The sequence below is a fragment of the Pseudoalteromonas sp. SG43-5 genome (assembly GCF_014164345.1).
GTDB lineage: Bacteria > Pseudomonadota > Gammaproteobacteria > Enterobacterales > Alteromonadaceae > Pseudoalteromonas > Pseudoalteromonas distincta.
The window spans coordinates 1-25271 of record NZ_JACJFA010000012.1; the positions used below are offsets into that span (position 1 = coordinate 1).

Below are 25271 nucleotides of genomic sequence, written 5' to 3' on the forward strand. Positions count from 1 at the left end.
CCTGCATAAATCTTTGATCAATTTAACGAATTAAATTGCACTATAACGTCGTTAAAAATTTTTTATTTAGAACAACTAGATACAAAAACTTTTGCCTAGTTCTAGCGTAATTTTCTTAACGTTAATTAGACCCCATACATAAGCAGATTGGTATGATTTAATTCTAACTAACAAACGGAATCATTATGAATAAAGTAACAATGGCCGCTGCGAGCATAGCGCTTGCACTTGGTCTAGTAGGTTGTGGTGAAAAACAACAAGAAGCTAAAGTAACCGATACTCCTGTAGTAACAGCACCCGCTGAAAAGCCACTAGAGCTTGGTATCGAACTAGCGAATATGGATAGTTCAGTACGCGCACAAGACGATTTTTATTATCATGTAAATGGACAGTGGTTAGCAAAAACTGAAATACCAGGTGATAAGTCTAACTACGGTTCTTTTTCGCAGCTATATGATGAGTCACAAAAAGCGATGAAAATTGCCCTTGAAAACGCAGCCGCGAATAAGGCCGCTAAAAAAGGCAGTGATGAGTATAAAATTGGCGCATTTTATAAAAGCTACATGAATCAATCTGCGCGTAATGAGCTAGGTATTACGCCATTACAACCGTCATTAGATACGATTGATAGCGTTAAATCTAAAGCTGACTTAGTGGGTTTAATGGCTAAAATTCAAAAACAAGGCGGTACTTTACCGTTTGGTTGGTTTGTAAATAACGATGCTAAAAACTCGAGCGAGTATGCATTGTATTTATCTCAGTCGGGCCTAGGTTTACCAGATCGTGATTATTACTTAAACGATGACGAAAAATTCACTAAAATTCGCGCTTCTTACGAGCAATACATCACAGATGTTTTAGCAAAATCAGGCGTTAAAAATGCAGCAGAAGCTGCCAAGAGCGTACTTGCATTTGAAAAAACACTAGCTGATGCTCAGTGGAGCCGTGTGCAAAGCCGTGATGCAACTAAATCTTATAACAAGATGACAGTAGCAGACGCAAGCAAGCTGATGGGGGAGCTTGATTTAGCTGCATTCTTTAAAGATGCAGGTGTGAGTGCAAGTGATATTATTGTACGTCAACCAAGCTACTTAGAAGCACTTGCTACTATTTACAAAGATACTGATTTAGCGACGTGGAAAAACTACTTAAAATTTCATTTTGTAAGTGGTTATGCAGAGCTACTTAGCGAAGATTTAGTTAACCTTAACTTTGACTTTTACAGCACAACACTTCGTGGCGTAGAAGAACAAGCACCTCTTTGGAAGCAAGCGGTTGATGCATCTAACAGTGTACTAGGTGAGATTTTAGGTAAGGTATACGTTAAAGATAACTTCCCGCCAGAAGCTAAAGCACGCATGGAAGAGTTAGTTGATAACGTAATTAAAGGTTATGGCGTTGCTATTGAAAATCTTGAGTGGATGAGCCCTGAAACAAAGCTTGCAGCGAAAGAAAAATTAGACAAATTTACGCCTAAAATTGGTTATCCAGACACGTGGAAAGATTACTCAGAGCTAGAGATTAACTCAGACGAGCTAGTAGGTAATTACATCCGTTATAGCGAATGGGCATACGCAGATATGATTGCTAAATTGGGTAAACCAGTTGATCGCTCTGAATGGCACATGACTCCGCAAACAGTCAATGCGTATTACAACCCAGTAAACAATGAAATTGTATTTCCAGCCGCTATATTACAACCACCATTCTTTAATTTAGAAGCAGATGATGCTGTAAACTACGGCGCAATTGGCGCGGTAATTGGGCATGAGCTTGGCCACGGTTTTGACGACCAAGGTGCTAAATACGACGGTGACGGTAACTTACGTAACTGGTGGAGTGAGACTGACCTTAAGCAATTTGAAGAGCGTACAGCGGCTTTAGTTGCACAGTATAACGAATATAAACCATTTGAAGATGCAAGTGTTAATGGTGAGCTAACGCTTGGCGAAAACATTGGTGACTTAGGTGGGTTAACCGTTGCGCATAAAGCGTATATGCTATCTTTAGGTGATAAAAAAGCACCCGTGATAGATGGTTACACAGGCGATCAACGTTTCTTTATGGGTTGGTCACAAATCTGGCGTCGTAACTACCGCGATGAAGAGTTACGTAATCGTTTGTTAACAGACCCTCATTCACCAAGCCACTACCGTGTAATCGGTATCTTGTCGAACATGCCTGAGTTTTACGAAGCGTTTGACGTAAAAGAAGGTGATAAAATGTATATCAAACCAGAAGACCGCGTAAAAATCTGGTAATTGCATTACTATAAATAACAAAAAACCAGTAAGTTTTTAGCTTACTGGTTTTTTTGTATCTTGAATTTGTTTATCGACTAAGCACGCGTGCATCCATTCTTCGTTACTCAGTATGTTTTTATAAAGCGCGAGTTGGTTTTGTGCTCGCTCTAAATTATGCTCTGCATGAGATACTTTAAAGTACACATCGTTATTTAAGTAATCAGTTAAAAAGCGCACACTTAACATGAGCGGCATTATTTTAGCGCCTAATAATAAGCTTTCTTGCTCTAGTATACTCATGCTATTTTTTAATGGCGTTACATAGCCTTTAACAATGGCTGAAAATATATCTTTTCGAATAACAACGTTGTGTAAGTTTGTTGAATCCTCGGCTTCGGGGGAGCAAAATGTACGTACCATGTCGCCAAAGTCATAAAGCCAAAATCCTGCCATGCAGGTGTCTAAATCAATAACTGCTTTTGCTTTGTGAGTTGTATTACAAAACAGCATATTATTTATTTTTGTATCGTTATGACACACTCTAAGCGGTATGTGTTTAGCTACCAGACTAAGCTCAGTAATTAAATGCTGCTGCGTTAAGCAATATTCTATTTCGTCAGCGCAGTGCTTTACTCTATTAACTACGTTGTTAGTGATTGCGGTATCTAATTGCTCAAAGCGCATCGATAAGTTATGAAAATCAGGAATTACAGTGTGCAGCTGTTGCGCATCAAAATCTTGTAATGCATGAGCAAATACGCCAAAGGCGTAAGCCGCTTGCTCGCTCTGCTGGGTATTTTTAACAACGTCTTCGCTGTAGCTATCACTAATATAGTTAAGGACGCGATAATACGCATTATCAATTTTTATTAAGTGTTCATCGTTTTGTGTAGCTATATGTTTGATTATTTCAAGCGGGTAATTATTTTGCAGTTGTTTAGCATTTAAATGCTGCTCAATCAGTTTTGCATTACTCACTAACTGAGCAGGGTTTTTAAATACCTCAGTATTAAGTTTTTGCACAATAAATTGTTTATCAATACTTGTAAGTAGCCATGTACTATTTATATGACCGCTACCAATCGCACTAACTTGAGTTAACTCAGGGGGCAGTGCTAACAGTTCGCTTAGCTTATTTAGTATTGAGATATTCATTGTGCTCACTTATGCCCTTTTTTTATGCGTATCGGGCAACTATTTTTTCGATAATTTCAGCATTCGCTTCAGGAAAATCATAATTTTCTAATTCACTAATTGCTACCCATTCGCTAGGTTGCCCTTCAGCGCCATGTGCTTCACCGCTAAAGTTACTTACTACGTGTACATCTAATTTAACGCATTTATCGCCGTAGTCATGTTCAATCACCATCAATTGGCTAGAGCTGTGAATGGTTAGTCCAACTTCTTCAATAAGCTCGCGTTTAAGTGCAACAAACACACTTTCTCCAGCTTCAACTTTACCACCAGGAAATTCCCATAAACCGCCTTGATGTTGTTCATCTGCACGTTTACAAATGAATATAGCGTTATTTTTCTTAATAACACCAACAGCTACATGTACAATTTCTATAGTCATTACTTTAAAACTCCATAAAAAAAAGCGACGCTAGCGCCGCTTTTTAATAAGCTACTGACAATATTGGGTTACTTTAATTTACCGCAACATTGTTTGAATTTTTGACCTGATTTACAAGGACAAGGGTCATTACGACCTACTTTTGGTTCTGTACGAGCCATTACTGTCGCTGTTTCTGGCGCTTCGCCACCTACGTGCTCAGCTTCTTCATGTTGGTATTCGCGAGGAGCATTTTCACTTTTACGGTGTTGCTCTTCTACTTTTTCAACATCTTCTTCTGCGCGTACTTGTACTTTACTTAGAATGCTTACAACATCTACTTTCAAGTTTTCAAGCATTTCGGAGAACAGCTCAAACGATTCACGCTTGTACTCTTGCTTAGGATTCTTTTGCGCGTAACCACGTAAATGAATACCTTGGCGTAAATGATCCATTGCAGCAAGGTGATCTTTCCAATGCTGATCAAGACTCTGTAGCATAATCGCTTTTTCGAATTGACGTAAAACAGAATCGCCAACTTGCTCTTCTTTTTGCTTGTATGAATGCTCAACCGCCTGCTCAATACGCTCACGAAGCTTTTCTTCGTATAGTTTATTGTCATCTGCTAACCACTGAGTAATAGGTAACTCAATTAAGAAGTCTTGTTTTAAACGCTCTTCAAGGCCAGGAATGTCCCACATTTCAGCAAGGCTTTGCGGTGCAATGTACTGATCAATTGTATTGCTAAGTACGTCACCACGAATTGCAGTAATAGTTTCTGAAATATCACCTTCTTCAAGTAATTCGTTACGCTGAGAGTAAACAACACGACGTTGATCGTTTGCTACATCATCGTACTCAAGTAGTTGCTTACGAACGTCGAAGTTACGTGCTTCTACTTTACGCTGTGCATTTTCAATCGCACGGTTTACCCATGGATGTTCAATTGCTTCACCGCGTTGCATGCCTAATTTACGCATCATGTTAGTCATGCGCTCACCGGCAAATATACGCATTAGCGCATCGTCCATCGATAAGTAAAAACGGCTTGAACCAGCATCACCTTGACGACCAGAACGACCACGTAATTGGTTGTCTATACGACGAGATTCGTGACGTTCAGTACCAATGATATGTAAACCGCCGGCATCAATTACTGCATCATGGCGAATTTTCCAAGCTGCTTTAATTTCAGCAATTTGCTCATCAGTTGGGTTTTCAAGTTTTTCAACTTCACTGTTCCAGTTACCACCTAACACGATATCGGTACCACGACCGGCCATGTTTGTTGCAATTGTTACTGTTCCTGGTAGGCCAGCATCTGAAACGATGTCAGCTTCTTGCGCATGAAATTTAGCATTAAGTACATTGTGCTTAATTTTTTCTTTGCGTAAAAACTGCGATAAATACTCAGAGCTTTCAATTGAAATAGTACCAACAAGCACCGGTTGTCCACGGTCTTGGCAGTCTTTAATATCAATTAAAATAGCTTCGTATTTTTCTTCTTGCGTTAGGTAAACTAAATCGGCGCGATCATCACGAATCATCGGCTTATTAGTTGGCATAACAACAGTATCTAGGCCATAAATTGACTGAAACTCAAATGCTTCAGTATCGGCTGTACCTGTCATACCTGCTAACGTTTCGTATAAACGGAAGTAGTTTTGGAACGTAATAGAGGCAAGTGTTTGGTTCTCGTTTTGAATTTTTACACCTTCTTTTGCTTCAACAGCTTGGTGTAAACCTTCTGACCAACGACGACCTTCCATTGAACGACCCGTATGCTCATCGATAATAATTACTTCGTTTTCTTTTACAACGTAATCAACATCTTTTTGGTATAGCTTATGAGCACGAAGGGCGGCATAAACATGGCTTAGTAGCGTAATGCTTGCTGCTGAATAAAGCGAATCGCCTTCTTCAATTAAGCCGCGCTCAGTAAGTAGCTCTTCTACTTTAATTTGACCACGTTCTGTTAAATGAACTTGCTTAGACTTTTCATCAATCGTGTAATCGCCATCGCCTTCAATACCTTCTTCGTCTTCTTTTTCTTGAAGCTCAAGTAAAGGAACGATGGTGTTTATTTCAGTGTATAGCTCAGAGCTATCCTCAGCTGGGCCTGAAATAATCAGCGGGGTACGTGCTTCATCTATTAAGATTGAATCCACTTCATCGACTACAGCATAGAATAATGGACGTTGAACTCGTTCATCAATGCTAAAAGCCATGTTGTCACGAAGGTAGTCAAAACCAAATTCGTTATTAGTACCGTATGTAATGTCGGCAGTATAAGCGAGCTTCTTTTGCTGCGGCATCATACCTGGTACGTTACAGCCTACTGTAAGGCCTAAAAATTCAAATAACGCACGGTTGGTTTCAGCATCACGTTTAGCAAGGTAGTCATTCACGGTAATTACGTGAACACCTTTGCCTGTTAGGCCGTTTAGATAAGCTGGTAGAGTAGCTGTAAGTGTTTTACCTTCACCGGTACGCATTTCTGCAATGCGACCTTGATGTAAAACCATACCACCTAATAACTGCACGTCGAAATGACGCATGCCATTTACACGCTTTGACGCTTCACGTACCACAGCAAAAGCCTCTGGTAGAATGTCGTCAAGGCTTTGTCCGTTATCGTAACGTTCTCTAAACTCAGCTGTTTTAGCTCTTAAATCTTCATCAGAAAGCGCTTCAAGTTGCGTTTCTAGCGCATTGATTAGCGCGACCGTCTTTCTTAAGTTTTTAATAGTGCGGTCATTGCGACTACCAAAAAGCTTGGTAAATAAATTAGATATCATGATAAAACCGTTACAATGTATTCTTTGTCAGCCGAGTATCGGCTAACCCATTTTTAACAATTGGTAATTAATATGTGCTTTTAAGTAACACTTAGAACATATTAATTAGCAATTTTGTATTAAACCGTTCAAAAAGCACTGTTTATTACGTGCGCTACTATACCAGACTCTGCCAAACAACAAACTATCTCAATAAAAAGATCGGTGTATAAAATCGAAAAATTTGATCTGGTTCGTAAAAATCACTTTGTATTACTCAATTACAGTAAAAATAGCAGCGAACTGTAAAGATATGGTGCTAAATAAATTAAAAACAAGGGTTATAGTTGCGCTTAAGTTTTACGCTTAAACACAACTATTAAATACATGTTTTATAATTTAAATTGATTAACCGTTTTGTTAAGCGCCGCAGCTAAATCACTTAAGTCACGAGCTTCGTCAGCGAGGGTGTGCGCATGGTCAGCGGTACTGTTCACTAAGTTATTAATTGCCGAAAGGCTCGTATTAATATCCTCAGCAACAACAGTTTGCTCCTCGGTAGATGTGGCTATTTGATGACTTTGGTCTTGTACTTTAGTAACCGACTGCGCAATATTGTGAAGTGAGCTAAGCACTTCTTTAGTTTGAAGCACTGAGCCCTCGGTTTGATCTTGTCCTTGTTGCATCATTACTGAGGCTTGTTGAGCTATTTGCTGCAAGCGCGAAATCATATTTCGAATATCGTCTGTTGATTCTTGTGTGCGACTTGCAAGTGAACGAACTTCATCAGCAACAACGGCAAAGCCTCTACCGTGTTCACCGGCACGAGCAGCCTCTATGGCCGCATTAAGTGCAAGTAAGTTGGTTTGATCAGCAATGGAATTAATTACATCGACTAATGCACCAATGTTATTACTTTCTTGCTCAAGACCTGCAACCACTTTAGATGCTTCTCCAATATGTAATGCCAGTTCAGTCATTACTGTTTGCGCCTGTGTAGAACGGCTAGCTCCTTCAGCTGTAATTGCTTGTACTTCTTCAGCTGCGTTATTTGTGTGTTGTGCGTTACGTGATATTTCAAGCACAGTAGTCGCCATTTCAGTTACCGCTGCGCTCACGCTATCAACTTGCTGCTTCTCTTGCTGAATTTCAGAATTTGTTTTCTCAGAAACACTTCTTAGCTGGGCCGCTGCATTACTTAGCTGTTCTGCTTGCGCTGCGGTATCAAGCATCATGGCGTGCAACTTATCAATAAAAGTGTTCATATGATTGGCCAGCTGTCCCACTTCATCTTGACTATTAATATCAATTTTTTGAGTAAGATCGCCTTCGCCCGATGCTATATCACGCATAATGTGCGTAAGCGTTGTAATGGGTTTTGAAATCATGTGGGTAGCCCATAAAATCATGGCTAATATAATGATTAAGATAATAATTACCGCCGTTGTTGTAGCGGTTACTGCAGCATTTACGGGCTCTTCAATCATAGTAGTTGGGATAAGTAGACCTACATACCAATCTATATAAGGCTGCTCTAGCTGCAAACGATGGTAAACCACATAAAACTGCTCACCTTTAAAAGTAACCATTTGGCTGCCTTCAAGGTTATTTCGCATTTGTGTATTTAACTCTTTAAAGCCTGCTGTATTTGTAAATTGTTGCTCAAGCGCATCGAGCCCTTCTTTACCGTTTGCACCTTCATCTGTAATTGAAAGTTTATGCCCAGTGGCCTTTGAAAAATGTACTACTTTTTGATTACCATCGAGTAAAAATCCATAACCTTGGCCGTTAAAGCGAATATTTTCGACCATGTCGTTAATTTTGTTTAATTGTAAATCAACACCGCCCATACCGATGAGTTTTCGCTGAGCGTTATAAACAGGTTGTTGTACTACTGCGGATGCTACGCCTGTGGTTAAATCAACAGAGATTGGACCTACGTAAAGCTTGTTAACTTGCATGGCTTCTTGCCACCACCCACGCTTGTAGGCGTAATAAGGCTGGCCGTTGTAGTGACTTGTACGCTCGTTTTCTTTAAAGTATTCACCGGTGGTTGCTGAGGCAAAAAAGGCCGATAAAATGTTTTCGTCATTTGAGCTTAAACGCACAAAGTCTTGGTTTACTTCGTTGTAACCTGGCGCGCTTTCGAGTGCTTGATCGCGCGTATCCCAATTTTCAAAAAAGTTGATTAAATGTGGGTTATTAACAAAGGTTGATACCATTTTACCGTACATCGCGAAGTAACTTTGCATTGAAAGTTGCTCGGTCTGTAGATAACTTTGTGCTTCGTTTTCTATGTTTTCTCTAGAGAGATTGGCAATGTGTTTAACAAAAAATGTTGAGGCGATAATTAGTAAAACGGTAATTGTTCCACCAATCAATAATAATATTTTCTTCCGTAATGATAAATTATTTAGCATGAGTACACATATTTTTATTATTTATGAAATTATATCTAATCATATCTTACTTAAAATCTCTATAAAGTTAGATAGAAAGAACTAATTATGCGTTTAAAATAAAGGCTTATACAAAAATGACAAATAAAAGTAATAAATTAGTAGTATTAGGTGCAGGCTGGTTAGGACATGCTTTATGCCTAAGTGCACAAAAAGCTGACTGGCAAGTACAAGGAACGCATAGAACAGATATACACGAGTTTGACTTTGAGCGTCAGTTTACACTTGAAGATGGGCAATTAAGGCATCAAGTTGATTTACAAGATGCTTATTGGGTATGTGCTATTCCACCACGTAGCAGACACAGTGAAAGTAATTATCCTGAAACACTCACCGCAGCGCTTAAGCTTTCAAAGGAGCTAAACGCAAAGGGCTTTTTATTGTGCTCATCAACCGGGGTGTACGATCAAGAGCCTGGTGTATATAGTGAAAGTAGCGATATTTCATGCACAAACGAGCGCCAAATAAAGCTTTACGAAGCTGAAGAGCAAGTGCTTGAACAAGATGGCAAAATACTTCGTTTAGCTGGCTTACTAGGGCCTAATAGAGAGCCGGGGCGTTTTGTGGCAGGTAAAGAGCTCAATACATCAAGTGAGCAAGTGGTAAATATGGTGCATCAACAAGATGTAATTAATGCTATTTTTGCGGTGATAGAGCACTGGCAAGTAGGGCAAAATATTTATAATGTGGTTAATCCTGCGCACCCCACAAAAGCTGAATACTACGCTATGAAGTGTCAGCAACATGGTGGTGAAATGCCAACGTTTACAGGAACTGATTCGGCTGAGCGAAAAATATTAGGCTCAGCCATTGAAGCCTTAGGGTTTAGCTATCAGCACGGTATTTAATATGCTGAAGGCAGGGGACTGCTCTCTATAAAGTCGCATAGCTTACCTTCACTTAGTAATGTATTAGCAGCTTCGATATCGGGAGCAAAGTAGCGGTCTTTATCATAATAACTTACATGCTCGCGTAACAATGCTTTAGCGCTTTGCACTTTATCTGATGGTTCAAGCGGCTTTCTAAATTCTAGCCCTTGAACCGATGCTAACCATTCTATCGCCAAAACACCTTGGGTATTATTGGCCATTTCATCTAAGCGCCTTGCTGCAAAGGTTGCCATAGAAACATGATCTTCTTGATTTGCAGATGTAGGCAAGCTATCAACCGAAGCCGGATGCGCTAATGATTTGTTTTCTGATGCAAGCGCTGCTGCGGTAACTTGGGCAATCATAAATCCAGAATTTACCCCGCCGTTTTCAACTAAAAATGGCGGTAATTTGGATAGGTTTGAATCGATAAGTAATGCAATTCGCCTTTCTGCTAATGCGCCAATTTCTGCAATTGCGATTGCTAAGTTGTCAGCGGCCATTGCAACGGGCTCTGCATGAAAGTTTCCTCCCGATATAATGTCGCCTACATCGGCAAAAACTAGCGGATTATCGGTTACACCGTTTGACTCGCATAGTAACACTTCTGCAGCTTGGCGTATCTGAGTTAGGCAAGCACCTAGCACTTGAGGCTGGCAGCGAAGGCAGTATGGATCTTGTACTTTTTCACAATTGACGTGGGAGTTACTAATCTGAGAGTGCGTATCGAGTAGCTCTCTAAATACTTGAGCGGTGTCTATTTGTCCGCGCTGTCCGCGAATTTCATGAATACGTGCATCAAATGGCGCGCGACTGCCCATTGCAGCTTCTATACTTATCGAGCCGATAACGCAGCTTTGTGCATATAGGTTCTCGCTTCTAAATAGGCCTTGTAGTGCAAACGCAGTCGACGCTTGTGTGCCATTTAATAATGCTAAGCCTTCTTTGGCTGCAAGGGTAAGGGGTTCAAGTCCCGCTATTTTTAACCCTTGTGCTGCGCTAATTATTTCTCCTTTATGTCGCATTTGACCTTCAGCTAATAAAGGTAGACACATATGTGCAAGAGGAGCTAAATCTCCCGAGGCCCCCACGGAACCTTTTTTAGGCACGCATGGATATACTTCGCTACTAAGCAGCTGCATAAAAAATTGGATTACTTGCAGGCGAATGCCCGAATAGCCACGTGAAAGCGAGTTTACTTTTAAGGTGATCATTAACCTTACTGTGCTGTCATCCATGTATTCGCCAATACCCGCAGCGTGTGAAAGTACAATGGAGCGCTGTAATAATTCAAGTTGGTCGTCGGCAATTTTAGTATTGGCTAATAATCCAAAGCCGGTGTTAATTCCATATACAGTGCGGTGTTCATTAATAACATTTTGAACGGTTTGCGCGCTGGCTGCTATTTGCGACTCGGCATGCTTTGCAAGGCTCAATTTTACCGGTGAATTATTAATTTTTCTTAGTGTGTTTAAATCAAGTGATCCGGGTGTGAGAGTAAGTTCGAACATGATCATTCCTCGTTTAACATAGGTAGGTCTAAATTTTGTTCTTTAGCGCAGTTTTTTGCTATGTCGTATCCGGCATCAGCATGGCGCATTACACCTGTTGCAGGGTCGTTCCACAGTACGCGAGCAATACGCTCTTTAGCTTCATCAGTACCATCGGCAACAATAACTACACCAGAGTGCTGACTAAACCCCATTCCTACACCGCCACCATGATGAAGCGACACCCAAGTAGCGCCACTTGCGGTATTAAGCAGTGCGTTGAGTAATGGCCAATCTGATACTGCATCTGAGCCATCTTTCATGCTCTCTGTTTCGCGGTTAGGGCTGGCAACTGAGCCAGAGTCGAGGTGATCGCGACCAATAACTATAGGGGCTTTAAGTTCGCCATTTTTAACCATTTCATTAAAGGCCAGTGCAAGGCGTGCTCTATCTTTTAGGCCAACCCAGCAAATGCGTGCAGGTAAACCTTGGAATTGTATGCGTTCCCGCGCCATATCAAGCCAGTTATGTAAATGTGCATCATCAGGAATAAGCTCTTTTACTTTAGCGTCGGTTTTATATATATCTTCAGGGTCGCCTGATAATGCTACCCATCTAAATGGTCCAATCCCTTCACAAAATAAAGGGCGAATATAGGCAGGCACAAATCCAGGAAAATCAAACGCGTTGGTAACACCCTCATCAAACGCCATTTGACGAATATTATTACCGTAATCAGTAGTGGCGGCACCGGCTTTTTGTAGTGCTAGCATAGCTTTAACTTGGACTGCCATTGATTGTTTAGCGGCTTTTACTACGGCTTTTGGATCTTGCTCACGCATTTTTGCTGCGTACTCCATTGTCCAGCCTTGTGGTAAGTAACCATTTAATGGATCGTGAGCAGATGTTTGATCTGTGACTACATCAGGGGTAATGCCTGTTTTAACCAGTGTACTAAATACATCGGCAGCGTTACCTAGTAAACCCACTGAGAGGGCTTTACCTTTAACACATGCATCGGTTATTAATTGCAGTGCGTGTTCAAGATTTGTTGCTTTTACATCAACGTAGCCTGTTTTTATACGAAAATCGATACGGCTTTCATCACATTCAACAACCAGTGCACTAAACCCAGCCATTGTAGCTGCAAGTGGTTGCGCACCGCCCATACCACCAAGACCACCTGTTAATACCCATTTACCACTAGCGCTACCTGCAAAATGTTGCTTTGCCATAGCTACAAAGGTTTCGTAAGTTCCTTGTACTATGCCTTGCGAGCCAATATAGATCCAAGAACCCGCCGTCATTTGCCCGTACATCATCAAGCCTTTTTTATCGAGCTCGTTAAAGTGCTCCCAATTTGCCCAGTGTGGAACAAGATTTGAGTTAGCAATAAGCACGCGAGGCGCATTACTGTGGGTTTTAAATACACCAACGGGTTTTCCTGATTGTACAAGCAGGGTTTCGTCGCTTTCGAGCCTATCGAGGGTTTCTATAATTTTGTCATAACTTGGCCAATCACGAGCTGCTCGGCCAATACCACCATATACAACAAGTGCATGAGGATGCTCTGCAACTTCAGGGTCTAAATTATTCATTAGCATGCGCTTAGCAGCTTCTGTTTGCCAGCTTTTAGCACTTATTTTATCTCCATGAGGTGCACGTATTACGCGACTTGTGTCGAGTCGGTTGTTCATGTTTTGCTCCTGTTGTATATACAAGATGATTTGTTATAAAAAAAGCGCAGTAAGCGCTATTGTTTGTTATTTTTTAAATGTTAAGTGGCCACCTAAGCGATATTTACTGCCTGGTGATACAAGGCGCGCAAAGCTTACAATGCCTTTAACAGACCAGGTGCGTCGGATTACTTGTAAGCATGGCTCTTCATTATATAAATTTAACCATTGGCACATTTCGCTGTTTGGCATAATGGCCTCTACTGTATGCCTTGCTTGGGTAAGTGGGGCAACACTAGATAGATATTCATGAGGTGTAAGCATGCTAAAGTCTTGTTGTAAGTAGCCAGTCGCAAGGGCAGGGTTTACAAAACGCTCTTCTAGCTGCAAAGGACTGTCGTTTTCGTTATGCACAAGTACACTTCGATATACAACACTGTCAACCTCAACACCAAGTGCAATGGCAATAGGTGCGACTGCATTTATTGATTCGAGTATGAGTACGCTACAGGTGTAGTTGCCGTTACGCTCTTTTACTTCATCAGCAATATTTTTTATTTCAAGTAACGATGACTGCGATTTAAATGTAGCTACAAATGTACCTAACCCTTGGCTGCGGGTTAAAATACCTGCCTCGGTTAATTCGCTTAGTGCTCTGCGGGCTGTCATTCTGCTTACACTAAATTGACTACTTAGTTCGTTTTCAGAGGGAACACGTTGGTTTTCTTGCCACGTACCGCTGCGTATTTTATCAACAATGAATTGTTTTATTTGCGCAAATTTAGGTGTCGTCATTAAATTTATGGTTACATTAAAAATAAACTATATAAATAAGATGACACAATTACCTTGTATATACAAGATGGGTTGTTAGACTATATTTTCATCACTCTGGGCGTAAAAAGGGCTAAAAAATGCAAAGCACAACACAAAATTATGAGTTAGAAGAAATCGACTTACTTTTAACTGATGCCAATATTGCCACTATGGATAGCAATATAAATGCCCCTTATGGCGCAATTGAAAATGCTGCTATAGCCATTAAAAATGGTAAAATTGCGTGGATTGGAGAGCAATCAACATTGCCTAGTTTTGATGTGTTTGCAACGCCGACATTGAGTGTAAAAGGACAATGGTTAACGCCGGGCCTAATAGACTGCCATACTCACTTAGTATTTGCAGGTTCAAGATCGCAAGAGTTTGAACAGCGTTTGCAAGGCGTAAGCTATGAGCAAATCGCAGCACAAGGCGGTGGCATAGCAAGTACGGTTAAAGCCACAAGAGCAGTCGACCGTGAACAATTGTTTGTAGATGCAAAAGATCGCTTAAATACGTTGTTAAAAGAAGGTGTAACCACCGTTGAAATAAAGTCTGGTTATGGGCTAGATACTGAAAACGAGATAAAAATATTAGAAGTCGCTCGTTTATTAGGTGAACATCACCCTATTGATATTAAAACTACTTTTTTAGGGGCGCATGCTCTACCGCCTGAATACAAAGGCCGTGCTGATGAATATATTGATTTAGTGTGTACTGACATGCTTGATCAGGTAGTAGCTAATAATCTTGCTGATGCAGTCGATGTATTTTGTGAAAATGTTGGGTTTAGTTATTCGCAAACCAAACGTGTTTTCCAGGCGGCTAAAAAGCATAACCTCCCAGTAAAATGCCATGCTGAGCAGTTATCTAATCAACAGGGTGCTAAGCTGGTGGCGCAGTTTAATGGCCTTTCGGCTGATCATATTGAGCATCTAGATGAAGAGGGTGTAAAAGCCATGGCAGACGCTGGGACGGTAGCGGTGTTATTGCCAGGCGCATTTTATTTTTTAAGAGAAACTAAATTCCCACCTATTGAATTACTTAATCAATATAAAGTACCGATAGCTATTGCGAGTGACTTTAATCCAGGTACTTCACCGCTGTGCTCAGTGCACTTGATGATGAACATGGCATGCACATTGTTTAGATTAACACCTGAGCAAGCATTAGCTGGTGTTACTCGAAATGCAGCTAAAGCACTAGGTTTAGACGACCGTGGTATTTTAAAGGTTGGCGCAAGAGCTGATATTGCGCATTGGCAAATAAGTCATCCATCACAATTAAGTTACCAATTTGGCGTAAATAAACTGTTAAATTTATGGATTTTGGGTAGAATTAATTAGTTTGTATTATTTTTACCCACATATAACTTGGTTTAAACTTTTTTAGCGAATACGGATGCCGTTAATTTGAACATACTAACCGACAGTAATTTCCCAATATTTTTTAGTGGTGCACTATTAATGGCGATGATCGCCACTTTATTTGCTGTTAAAAATACCAGTATTAAATTTAGTTATTTATGCACAGCTGCTGTTGGTTTAGCTATCTTAAGCAGCGGTGCGGCTTGGCTTGCTATTTTACTAGCCTTTGGGTTTTGTTTTCACTTATGGCAAGCATTTGAGCGAAATAATTGGAGCATGATAATTACCAGCTCAATGGCTGGTCTTTTATTTGTTGTTCTATTTTCAGCTCATTTATTATTGGAAGTTCCGCTATTTTGGGTTGTGTTAGCAATATTATTATTAGCTATTGTAGGTTTTTTAAATGATGAAAGCGCTGAAATAGAAGTCGTTATAGAGCCAGAACCTGAAGGTGATACATTTGTTGAAGAGTCTCCGCTTTCAGTTTTTGCAGATAGAAAACAGTTACGCCAAGGTTACTATGCATGGTGCGACAACAAACAAATAAGCGCAGCGTTAATCGTTATTCGCCTTGAAGGCTTTGAGCAAGTTAACCAGCATATTGGACGCGACTTTGGCGATATACTGTTAGCGCAATCGGCTAATCGAATAAAAGAGCTACTTTCAAGTGACGAAATAGTGACTTTAACTGGACAAGAAAAGCTAGCCCACTTAGGGGGTCTTAACTTTGCATTTATTTGTAGTTTCGCGAATCAAAAACACTTACATGAATTAGTTATTGACCAAATACTGGGTGCAACGCTTAAGCCATTTAATGTTGCTAACTGCACTGTAGAAGTAAAAGCGAGAGCGAGTTATGTTGATTGTAATGAGCAAGATAACAACTTTGATAATTTAATATCGTACGCATATCTGGCACTCGATAGCCACCCAGATCGCAAGGTTGTGCCTTATCATCAACAAATGATGATTGAATTGCGAGAGCAACAAGCGCGACTAAAGGAATTAGCAAATATTGATTTTTCGAGCGAGTTAGAGCTTTATTTTCAGCCTATTATTTGTAACGAAAACGGTCAAATTGAGTTTTTAGAATTACTACTGCGTTGGCAGCACCCTAAGCAAGGGATTTTATCCGCTAACAGGTTTATCGACGACATTAGAATTGCAGGGCTTGGTTATCCACTCGCTAAATTTGTAATAGAGAGAGCTGCTGAGCTTGCAATGGCGCTTAGAATAGAAGGTATTTCTATACCGCTTAGCATTAACGTATTTGGTCCTGAAATGCTTAACGAAGAGTTTATTGAATTTGTTGATGTTGTTTTAAGTGAGCATCACTTGGAAGCTGGCGATTTAATTGTTGAATGCCCTTTGCATATTTTTACGGGACTAGATGATAAAGGCAGAGGCATGATCGCAAGGCTTAATAACATAGGCTTAAAAGTATGTGTTGATGGACTTGGTGATAACCCGGTACTGCTTTCTAAGTTACCAAGCTTAGCGGTAGAGTATATTAAGGTTTCACCTTCACTCACTGCTGACTTTAGTAATCAAAACAATATACGCAGTTTAGTTAGCGGAATGGTTGAAATGCATAACCAACAAAAAACAAAAGTGATTTTTGAAGGGGTAGAAACACTTGAGCAACTTAAGTTTGTAAAAAGCTTAAAAGGTTATGCTGCCCAAGGTTATTACTTTGGTCACCCGCTAAGTAGTATTGGTTTAATGAGCTGGCTAAAAGAGTGGCGATTAGTTCAACAGCGCTAAGTGTTTTCTTTGGCTTGTAGATAGCTATTCACAAGTGCACTGATCACTTGTCCTACATGGGCAGCACCGGCCTCAACTCCGTTAGGGTGCTGGCTAGGCGCTGCTTCACATAAATGTAAGTACTTAGAGTCGCGATGGTTTGCTGCTAAATGCACAAAGTGCTCAGTGTCATTCACACTAAATCCGCAACATGTGTACGCACTCACCGGCATGTAAGTAATACTATCTAAATCAACTTCAATACCCAGTGGTAAATCGTTAAAATTACTTAATGCGTTTTCAATTGCCTGCGTGAGTGTAGTTTTTCGCTTAACTTGTATTGATTGATAGCTATCAAACGTAAAGTTAGCTTCACTCATTGCATCTATAATTGCTTGATTGTTTTTTATCTCATGTAAGCCAATAACGTGGTAATTACTTAGATGTTGCTCGTTATAAGCGTAGCGAAAGCCATTGCCGCTATGGCGACCTTCACATTCTCTAAAGTCGGCATGAGGGTCAAAGTTGATAGCATTAATAGGTGTATTTTTTGACTTACTCAGGGCACGGATAATTCCCAAGCAATTGTTATGACCTCCGCCAATAACGATTGGCTCAAGCCCCGCTTTAAAAATAAGGCTCAATACCGACTCTACGCGTTCATCAAGCTGTTGGCATAAATCTCGTAATTGAGTTAACTGCTGGCCTTGCTGATTATTAAGCTGGTTGCTTTGCGCCATTAAATCATCAGTATTAACTTCACCCAATAAAAGCACTTTTTGAGTGGCAATAAATTGATTGTGAGGTTGGTTTAAAAAGCGTTTTAAAAAAGCCGGCCATGCTTCGTTTGCACCGCCATTTCCTAAGTTTGCTTTTGGGCCGATATCTTCGCAAATACCCAGAAGTACATAGCGGATACCAAATTGAGCAGCGTCAACAAGTGCTTGTTGCAGGTTTACTTGGGTGTCGAGCAAGGCCATTGATTGCCATGCTTTTTTCTCATTTGCGCGGGTAGAGCAAAGTGTTCTAACCGCGCTTTCATCATATACTTTTAAATGGGAAGTCACGTTATACTTCTACAACTTCCAACTCTAATTCTTCTGCAGATAAAACAATGCCTGTGCTATCAGCATAAATAAAGTCGTCATCAAAAAATGATACCCCAGCAAAGTTAACGCCTATAGCATCTTCACCAGCACCTTCGCTGTCGGCTGCAACAGGGATTGAAGCAATTGCTTGAATGCCTAAATCAAGCTCTTCAAGCTCATCAACGTGGCGTACTGCGCCGTAAACAACAATACCATTCCAGTTGTTTTCAAGTGCTAGCTCAGCCAGTTCAATGTCGATTAGTGCGCGACGAGTTGAGCCGCCACCATCAATAAGAAGTACTAGGTCTGTACCATCTTGAGAAAGTAATTCGCGGATGAGTTCATTATTTTCAAAACATTTAACCGTTTTAATGCGGCCACCAAAGCTGTGTCGACCACCAAAGTTGATGAACATAGGCTCTAGCACGTCAACCACGTCAGCAAAGTGGTCGCATAAATCAGAAGTGCTGTAATCCATTATTTTATCCTCAAAAGGTACATTAATTTATATCTCAGTATACCCTCCTTATAAGCAATAACAACGACTTAATCGCAGTAAATTTAGGCAAAACAAGCGCTAAATCATTAATCGCAATAATAGTGTATTAAAAGCGTCACTCAATTGTTATTTACAACACATAAGCTAAATCGGTGTTCATATGTTATGCGATGAGGGATGGTGATGAATAATAATATGCTTAAAAAGGTAACTCAGATAGATGAGCAATTATTTTTAACTTTGTTTAATTGCAATTCACCGAGGTGGTTTAAAACAATGGCCTTTGGTTTGTCTAAAAGCGGTGATGGTGGGCTTTATATATTAATATGCTTAGCAGTGTGGTGGCTTAGTAATAATGAACAGCACCAATTATTGCCTGTCACTATATTAATTGGTTTTGCTATAGAAAGACCTATTTACCTACTAGCTAAAAATAGATTTGCTCGGATCCGTCCATGCGACTGCTTAGTAACAAATGCCTATATAGTACCAAGCGATAAATTTAGTTTACCATCGGGTCACAGTGCTGCAGCCTTTTTAGTGGCAATTATATTAAGCCATTTTTTCCCAGAATATGCATTACTACTATTTAGTTGGGCTACCGGCGTTGCTATGTCTCGTGTGGTATTGGGTGTGCACTTTCCTGCTGATATTATAATAGGCGCAACGATTGGTAGTTTTTGTGGTTTATTTGCGTTAGCACTCGTGGTGCCTGCATGAAAATATTGTATGGAGTACAAGGTACCGGTAATGGTCATATAACGCGCGCTCGGGTTATGGCAAGCTGCTTTAATAAGCTCGGTATTGATGTTGATTATGTGTTTTCAGGACGCGCAAATAAAGATTACTTTGATATGCACGAATTCTCAGATTATAAAGCGTATCGTGGTTTGTCGTTTAGCACTGAAAATGGGCAAGTTAAAAATTTAAAAACACTTAAAAACATGCGAATTTGTAAGTTGGTGAGTGATATAAAATCGCTTGAGATAAAACAGTACGATTTTGTACTTAACGACTTTGAGCCTGTGACAGCATGGGCTGCAAAACGGGCAGGTATACCCGTTATTGGCATTAGTCACCAAGCAGCATTTTTGTCAGATAACGTACCTATGTTTGGTCGTGGCGTACTGAGAAAATCACTTATCAAGCATTATGCACCAGCGACTACCTACTTAGGCGTGCACTGGCAACCATTTGCAAATAATATAATACCGCCTTTTATTGCTCATCATAATCACGACAACCCTGTAGCAGTAATGAACAAGGTATTGGTATATTTACCTTTCGAAAACTTAGATAGCGTTGTTGATTATTTAAAAGACTTTCCCGAAAAAGAATTTTATTGCTATCACCCAAATGCCAGCAATCAGTCTTTTGGACATATACATTTACGAGCCCCTTCACGTTCTGGCTTTTTAAACGACTTAGCAAACACAAGTGGCGTTATTGGTAATGCGGGATTTGAGCTTGCCAGTGAAGCGCTTAAGTTAGGTAAAAAGTTACTATTAAAGCCTTTAGATGGTCAGTTTGAGCAAGCAGCAAATGCACAAACTTTATTTGCCATGGGCATGGCGCATGTTATGAACTATTTAAACCCACAAGCCCTTGATGATTGGAATAGCGCGCCGCAAAACAAGCAAATAAATTACCCCAGCGATCCCGCGCCTTTAATTGATTGGTTGGTTAAACAACAATGGAATAACACACAATCGTTACATAAAGGTTTGTGGGATAGTGTCGCCTTATAGCCATCACATTTAAACTGTTTAGAATTACCAATAATAAAAAGTTAAATTAATTAGTCGCTGTTGATCTATTAGCTATAATACAAATGCATATTTAAAAAAGGCGTTAGCGATGAATTTTTTACAAAACTTAACAATTAAACGACGTTTACAACTAAACGCAGTCGTTGTTGGTTTAGCAATGGTGGTCCTTTTATGCGTGATTATTTTTGAATCACGTACAACCTTGAGCTTAAACAAGACTATTCAATTAGCAGAAGAGCTCAACGTACATGCATTAGCATTGCGTAAACATGAAAAAAACTTTTTGTTTTATAAACAAGAAGATGCGTTAACTGCATTTGAAACGGATTTTGAGCAGTTAAGTGATAAAGTAAAAAAGTTACAACAGTTAATGGCTAACCAAGGTATTGCACAGGAGCAGGTCCAGCGCTTTGAGCAACTAATAAATAGCTATAATAATGATTTTGAAACTGTTGTTAAGCTTCAAAAAGAGATTGGTTTAACCCCGACCGACGGGTTATATGGCAAGCTTAGAAGCTCGGTTCATGAAGTTGAGCAACTATTAAAAGAGCAGCAAAATTACCAACTGCTGTCGTCAATGCTGCAACTAAGACGCTCAGAAAAAGATTTCATGCTGAGATTTGATATTAAGTACCTAGGGCGTTTTAATGAGGGAATTAATACATTTAAGCAGCAGGTAGCTGCAGCACAGCTGCCAAGCGACTATAAAGCACAAATTAATCCTTTGATTGATATATACCAAAGCGAATTTCAAACACTTGTGCAGGCGCAAACTAAGCTAGGGCTAGATCTTGAGTCAGGCGCACTTGGAGTAATGCGTGACAGTGTAGATAAAAGCGACGCCATTGTTTCTAAAATCGTTAAAGACACTAAGTTACAAGTAGAGCAAAGTGTAGAGCAGGCTCAATTTTTAGCTATTTTGGTATTTGTGATTGCAGGTGTGATTGTATTAGCACTCGTTTATTTTACAAGCCACTCCATTATTGTACCTATTGAGCGGGTTTATCACACCATTAACGATATTCGTCGTAATAATGATTTGAGCGTGATGATAGAGCAAACTGGTAAAGACGAAATTACCACCATGACGGTCGACTTTAATAGCTTAATAGGCGATTTTAAGAACTTAATTAACGAAGTTAATGGTGCTTTAAACACGCTTAATGTAGCAACAGAGCATTTATCACAAAGTACCGCAGCAACAAGCTCTGGTATGCAAGAGCAACTACATGAAGCCGACATGGTTGCAACGGCAGCCACCGAAATGCAGGCGACGATTCAGGATATTTCACATAATACTGAGGCGGCTGCGAAAAAAGCAGAGTCAACAAATTTAAGTGCACAACAAGGGCGTAGTGAAGTAGATTCTACCGTTAAGCACATTAGGGCCCTATCTGATTCGCTGGGGAATGCATCAAATGTAGTGTCGCAACTTGAAAAAGATGGTGAAACAATTGGTTCAGTGCTTGATGTAATTCGAGGAATTGCAGATCAAACAAATTTACTTGCACTTAATGCGGCAATAGAAGCGGCCCGTGCTGGTGAGTATGGTCGTGGTTTTGCTGTTGTTGCAGATGAGGTTCGTTCATTAGCAAAGCGTACTCAAGAGTCTACAAGTGAGATTGAAGGTATTATAAGTACCTTACAGCAGCGTACTCAAGAAGTGGTGAGTATTATGCACAAATGTCGCTCTCAAGGTGATGAAAGTGCCTCGCAAGCAATTAAAGCAGGTGAGCTATTAGGCGCAATTACTGAAGATGTACAAACAATAATGGAAATGAGCTCTCAAATAGCAGTTGCTATTGATGAGCAAAGCCAAGTGGCATCAGAGGTTAATAAAAATGTAGTAAGAATTCGCGATATTGCACAAGACGCAACTGAACATGCTGCTAACAATGCGCAAACAAGTGAAGAGGTCTCTGAGCAGGCTCACGTTCTGTTCACTGCAATTGATAAATTTAAGGTTTAATAACGCTTAATAGAACGGGCCTATAAAGTTTAAGGAACAAATTTTATAGGCACGCTATCTTTACTTTTTTCGTGTTCAGTTACCCGCGCTAAATATTCACTCCACAATGTATCTTGTTGCTGTTGTAGTTTTTCAAAGTAGCGCCAGCTAAATAGTCCGCTGTTATGGCCATCGTCAAAATCTAAACGAAGTGCGTAATGCCCAACAGGTACAATACTTTTTATTCCTACAGCTTGCTTATTAAGTACTAGCTTCATTGGGCCAGAGCCATGGCCCTGCACTTCAGCTGAAGGGGAGTGTACACGTAAAAACTCACAGCTAAATACAGCTTTACTGTCATCATCAAAGTAAACATCTAGATTTTTACTTACACTGTGGTAATGCACTTTTGTTACGTGTTTCATTTAATATATCCCATTAAAAAGCCCCCAATCTGGAGGCTTTTAGTATAACGTTTATATTCGTTTTATAGAATAAAGCGGCTTAAGTCTTCATCTTCAACAAGTGCACCTAAGTGTTTCTCAACATAAGCGGCGTCGATTACTAATGACGAGCCTGCTTTTTCAGAAGCGTCGTATGAAATTTCTTCCATCAATCTTTCCATTACAGTGTGTAAACGACGAGCACCGATGTTTTCGGTTTTCTCGTTAACTTGCCAAGCTGCTTTGGCAATACGTTCAATTGCATCGTCGCTAAACTCAATCGATACCTGCTCAGTTTTAAGCAGCTCTCGTTGTTGCTCGGTAAGCGATGCATGAGGCTCTGTAAGGATGCGTTTAAAGTCATCTGCAGTAAGTGCTTCAAGTTCTACTCGAATCGGTAAGCGGCCCTGTAGCTCTGGGATCATATCTGATGGCTTTGCCATCTGAAACGCACCAGAGGCAATAAACAGCATATGGTCAGTTTTAACCATTCCGTGCTTAGTATTTACAGTTGAACCTTCAATTAGCGGTAGTAAGTCGCGCTGAACACCTTCTCGGCTCACATCTGGACCTGAAGAATCGCCGCGCTTACAAATTTTGTCTATTTCATCAATAAACACAATACCGTTTTGCTCTACTGCAAAAATAGCTTGCTCTTTTAGCTCTTCTGGATTTACTAATTTAGCGGCTTCTTCTTCCGTTAATAGTTTGAAGGCTTCTTTGATTTTTAGTTTACGCTTAGTGCGCTTATCGCCGCCCATGTTTTGAAACATGCTTTGTAGCTGGTTGGTCATATCTTCCATACCAGGAGGCGCCATAATTTCTACGTTTGGTTGTGCTTGTGCTAAATCGATTTCAATTTCTTTATCATCTAGCTGACCTTCACGTAGCTTTTTACGGAACGTTTGGCGAGTTGATGAGTTATCATCACGCTGCGTTTCGCCGTATTGATCTTTCGCTGGTGGTAAAAGGGCATCTAAAATGCGCTCTTCTGCTGCTTCTTCGGCGCGATGTTTAAATTTCTTAGTCTGCTGTTCGCGAGTCATTTTAATTGATACATCGACTAAATCGCGGATGATAGTCTCAACTTCTTTACCAACATAGCCAACTTCAGTGAACTTAGTCGCTTCTACTTTAATAAAGGGTGCGTTAGCAAGTTTTGCTAATCGGCGGGCAATTTCTGTTTTACCTACACCGGTTGGACCAATCATTAAAATGTTTTTTGGTGTTACTTCGCTGCGTAAATCTTCTTTGAGTTGCATGCGGCGCCAGCGGTTACGAAGTGCGATAGCCACTGCTTTTTTTGCTTTAGCCTGACCTATAATGTGCTGATCTAGCTCGTGAACAATTTCTCTTGGGGTCATATCAGACATGATAGTTCCTATTATAATTCTTCGATTGTTTGGAAGTTATTAGTAAATACGCAGATGTTGCCTGCAATAGTTAAGCTTTTCTCTACTATTTCACGAGCGCTTAAATCTGTATTTTCTAAAAGGGCGGTTGCCGCTGATTGTGCAAAGTTACCACCACTGCCAATTGCAATTAGGTCGTTTTCAGGTTGAACCACATCGCCATTACCGGTAATAATTAAAGAGGCTGTTTCGTCTGCAACAGCGAGCAGCGCTTCGAGTTTTCGAAGTGCACGGTCGCTGCGCCAATCTTTAGCCATTTCTACTGCGGCTTTAGTCAGGTTTCCTTGGTGCATTTCTAATTTGCTTTCAAAGCGTTCGAAAAGAGTGAAGGCATCAGCAGTACCGCCGGCAAAACCAGCGATTACTTTGCCATTATAAAGACGTCGAACTTTACGGGCGTTGCCCTTCATTACGGTATTACCAAGAGACACTTGGCCATCGCCGCCAATTACAACCTTGTCGCCACGGCGTACACTTACGATAGTAGTCATGTTATTCCTCATCATCGAGCTGCAGAGGCAACTCGTAAAAAACGATTATGAAGAGGTTATATGGGTGAATGGTTTATTTTCAAGTCCAGCCCCAAATTCCGCAGCCGACTATTTTTACACGTTTAAGTTTGTTTTTATCACTTTCGGCTTGGCGTTTGGTTTTATATGGGCCTAAGCGCACTTTATACCAAGTACCATTGCTGCCTTCAGCCTGTTTTATTTCAGAAATGAGGCCTGCAAATGCTATTTTAGCTTTTAGCGATTCCGCTTGTGCGTGGGTTTTAAACGACCCACACTGCATAACGTAAGGACCTTTTTGCTCAAGTTCTTTCACTTCAACTTGAATCTCGTGGTTTCTAATTTCTTTAATAAACTCTGGTGTGCGTGGAATAACCACTTCTACTTTTGCGGGCGCAGTGGGGTTTGCTTGTTTTTCGACAAGTTTTGGATCTGCATTACTTTTAATAAACCATAATGTATAAGCAAAACCACCGACGAGTAAGATGGCTATGACAGCTAAAAGAATAGGAAATGGTTTTTTAGCGGGTGCGTTTTTTTTACTGTTTCTGCCTGCAGGCTTTTTGTTAATATAATCGTGCTGTGCCATGGTGTTATTTTGGCCTTAA

General features: G+C 40.3%; 20 protein-coding genes. 7 read left to right on the top strand and 13 right to left on the bottom strand.

Features of this window, described 5'->3' with window-relative positions:
- Window positions 1-185 precede the first annotated feature (185 nt).
- Window positions 186-2261: a M13 family metallopeptidase gene (locus H5161_RS12965; RefSeq protein WP_154903909.1), complete on the top strand. Its 2076-nt coding sequence runs from the start codon at window positions 186-188 to the stop codon at window positions 2259-2261.
- A 36-nt stretch (window positions 2262-2297) separates the two neighbouring features.
- Here H5161_RS12965 and H5161_RS12970 read toward each other — a convergent pair whose 3' ends face one another.
- From H5161_RS12970 to H5161_RS12985, 4 genes are all read right to left on the bottom strand, one after another.
- Entirely contained in the window at window positions 2298-3398 is a 1101-nt protein-coding gene (locus H5161_RS12970) for a phosphotransferase enzyme family protein (protein ID WP_182769478.1), read from the bottom strand.
- Window positions 3399-3420: 22 nt separating this feature from the next.
- Window positions 3421-3819 carry an 8-oxo-dGTP diphosphatase MutT gene (gene mutT / locus H5161_RS12975; RefSeq protein ID WP_007582062.1) on the bottom strand — a complete coding sequence of 133 codons (399 nt, stop codon included), beginning with the start codon at window positions 3817-3819 and terminating at the stop codon, window positions 3421-3423.
- 68 nt (window positions 3820-3887) lie between these two features.
- A complete protein-coding gene (gene secA / locus H5161_RS12980; RefSeq protein WP_182672761.1) occupies window positions 3888-6596 on the bottom strand; it encodes a preprotein translocase subunit SecA in 2709 nt (902 codons plus the stop codon).
- Window positions 6597-6967: 371 nt separating this feature from the next.
- Complete coding sequence (locus H5161_RS12985) at window positions 6968-8995, bottom strand: methyl-accepting chemotaxis protein (protein WP_024596300.1); 2028 nt, start codon at window positions 8993-8995, stop codon at window positions 6968-6970.
- A gap of 116 nt (window positions 8996-9111) precedes the next feature.
- On the opposite strand from H5161_RS12985, the gene H5161_RS12990 reads away from it, so the two are divergent.
- Window positions 9112-9882 (top strand): NADP-binding protein, encoded by a 771-nt coding sequence (locus tag H5161_RS12990; protein WP_182769479.1) that lies wholly within the window; start codon window positions 9112-9114, stop codon window positions 9880-9882.
- Here the strand turns inward: H5161_RS12990 and hutH are convergent.
- The 3 genes from hutH to hutC all read right to left on the bottom strand — a co-directional run bounded on the left by hutH (window position 9879) and on the right by hutC (window position 13864).
- Window positions 9879-11414, bottom strand: coding sequence for a histidine ammonia-lyase (gene hutH, locus H5161_RS12995; RefSeq protein ID WP_182197460.1), 1536 nt, complete (start codon window positions 11412-11414; stop codon window positions 9879-9881). The genes H5161_RS12990 and hutH overlap by 4 nt on opposite strands.
- A 2-nt stretch (window positions 11415-11416) precedes the next feature.
- On the bottom strand, window positions 11417-13090 hold the full coding sequence (gene hutU, locus H5161_RS13000) for a urocanate hydratase (protein ID WP_182712155.1): 1674 nt from the start codon (window positions 13088-13090) through the stop codon (window positions 11417-11419).
- 66 nt (window positions 13091-13156) lie between these two features.
- On the bottom strand, window positions 13157-13864 hold the full coding sequence (gene hutC, locus H5161_RS13005) for a histidine utilization repressor (RefSeq protein WP_002959947.1): 708 nt from the start codon (window positions 13862-13864) through the stop codon (window positions 13157-13159).
- A 119-nt stretch (window positions 13865-13983) separates the two neighbouring features.
- On the opposite strand from hutC, the gene hutI reads away from it, so the two are divergent.
- Both hutI and H5161_RS13015 read left to right on the top strand, forming a co-directional pair.
- Window positions 13984-15231 (top strand): imidazolonepropionase, encoded by a 1248-nt coding sequence (gene hutI / locus H5161_RS13010; protein ID WP_182769480.1) that lies wholly within the window; start codon window positions 13984-13986, stop codon window positions 15229-15231.
- Between the two features lie 120 nt (window positions 15232-15351).
- Complete coding sequence (locus H5161_RS13015; protein WP_182712177.1) at window positions 15352-17016, top strand: EAL domain-containing protein; 1665 nt, start codon at window positions 15352-15354, stop codon at window positions 17014-17016.
- Here the strand turns inward: H5161_RS13015 and H5161_RS13020 are convergent.
- Window positions 17013-18062 carry a formimidoylglutamase gene (locus tag H5161_RS13020; RefSeq protein WP_165723716.1) on the bottom strand — a complete coding sequence of 350 codons (1050 nt, stop codon included), beginning with the start codon at window positions 18060-18062 and terminating at the stop codon, window positions 17013-17015. The two genes, H5161_RS13015 and H5161_RS13020, sit on opposite strands and share 4 nt — an antisense overlap.
- Window position 18063: 1 nt before the next feature.
- Entirely contained in the window at window positions 18064-18561 is a 498-nt protein-coding gene (gene rraA / locus H5161_RS13025) for a ribonuclease E activity regulator RraA (protein WP_002959955.1), read from the bottom strand.
- A gap of 201 nt (window positions 18562-18762) precedes the next feature.
- Here rraA and H5161_RS13030 point away from each other — a divergent pair, with 201 nt between their 5' ends.
- The 3 genes from H5161_RS13030 (at window position 18763) to H5161_RS13040 (ending at window position 22320) form a co-directional block, all read left to right on the top strand.
- On the top strand, window positions 18763-19302 hold the full coding sequence (locus H5161_RS13030; RefSeq protein ID WP_024596307.1) for a phosphatase PAP2 family protein: 540 nt from the start codon (window positions 18763-18765) through the stop codon (window positions 19300-19302).
- Window positions 19299-20330, top strand: coding sequence for an MJ1255/VC2487 family glycosyltransferase (locus H5161_RS13035; RefSeq protein WP_002958362.1), 1032 nt, complete (start codon window positions 19299-19301; stop codon window positions 20328-20330). The genes H5161_RS13030 and H5161_RS13035 overlap by 4 nt, the downstream gene beginning before the upstream one ends.
- Before the next feature lie 109 nt (window positions 20331-20439).
- Window positions 20440-22320 carry a methyl-accepting chemotaxis protein gene (locus tag H5161_RS13040; protein WP_182769481.1) on the top strand — a complete coding sequence of 627 codons (1881 nt, stop codon included), beginning with the start codon at window positions 20440-20442 and terminating at the stop codon, window positions 22318-22320.
- Window positions 22321-22349: 29 nt separating this feature from the next.
- Here the strand turns inward: H5161_RS13040 and H5161_RS13045 are convergent, their stop codons facing one another.
- The 4 genes from H5161_RS13045 to H5161_RS13060 form a co-directional block, all read right to left on the bottom strand.
- Window positions 22350-22724, bottom strand: a complete 375-nt coding sequence (locus tag H5161_RS13045; protein ID WP_002958364.1) for a gamma-butyrobetaine hydroxylase-like domain-containing protein — start codon at window positions 22722-22724, stop codon at window positions 22350-22352.
- A 62-nt stretch (window positions 22725-22786) separates the two neighbouring features.
- Entirely contained in the window at window positions 22787-24115 is a 1329-nt protein-coding gene (hslU, locus tag H5161_RS13050) for an HslU--HslV peptidase ATPase subunit (protein ID WP_024596310.1), read from the bottom strand.
- 11 nt (window positions 24116-24126) lie between these two features.
- The gene (gene hslV / locus H5161_RS13055) at window positions 24127-24645 is read right to left on the bottom strand and encodes an ATP-dependent protease subunit HslV (RefSeq protein WP_002958366.1); all 519 of its coding nucleotides are present in this window, start codon (window positions 24643-24645) and stop codon (window positions 24127-24129) included.
- Between the two features lie 79 nt (window positions 24646-24724).
- Window positions 24725-25252, bottom strand: coding sequence for an SPOR domain-containing protein (locus H5161_RS13060; protein WP_024596311.1), 528 nt, complete (start codon window positions 25250-25252; stop codon window positions 24725-24727).
- Window positions 25253-25271: the final 19 nt, after the last annotated feature.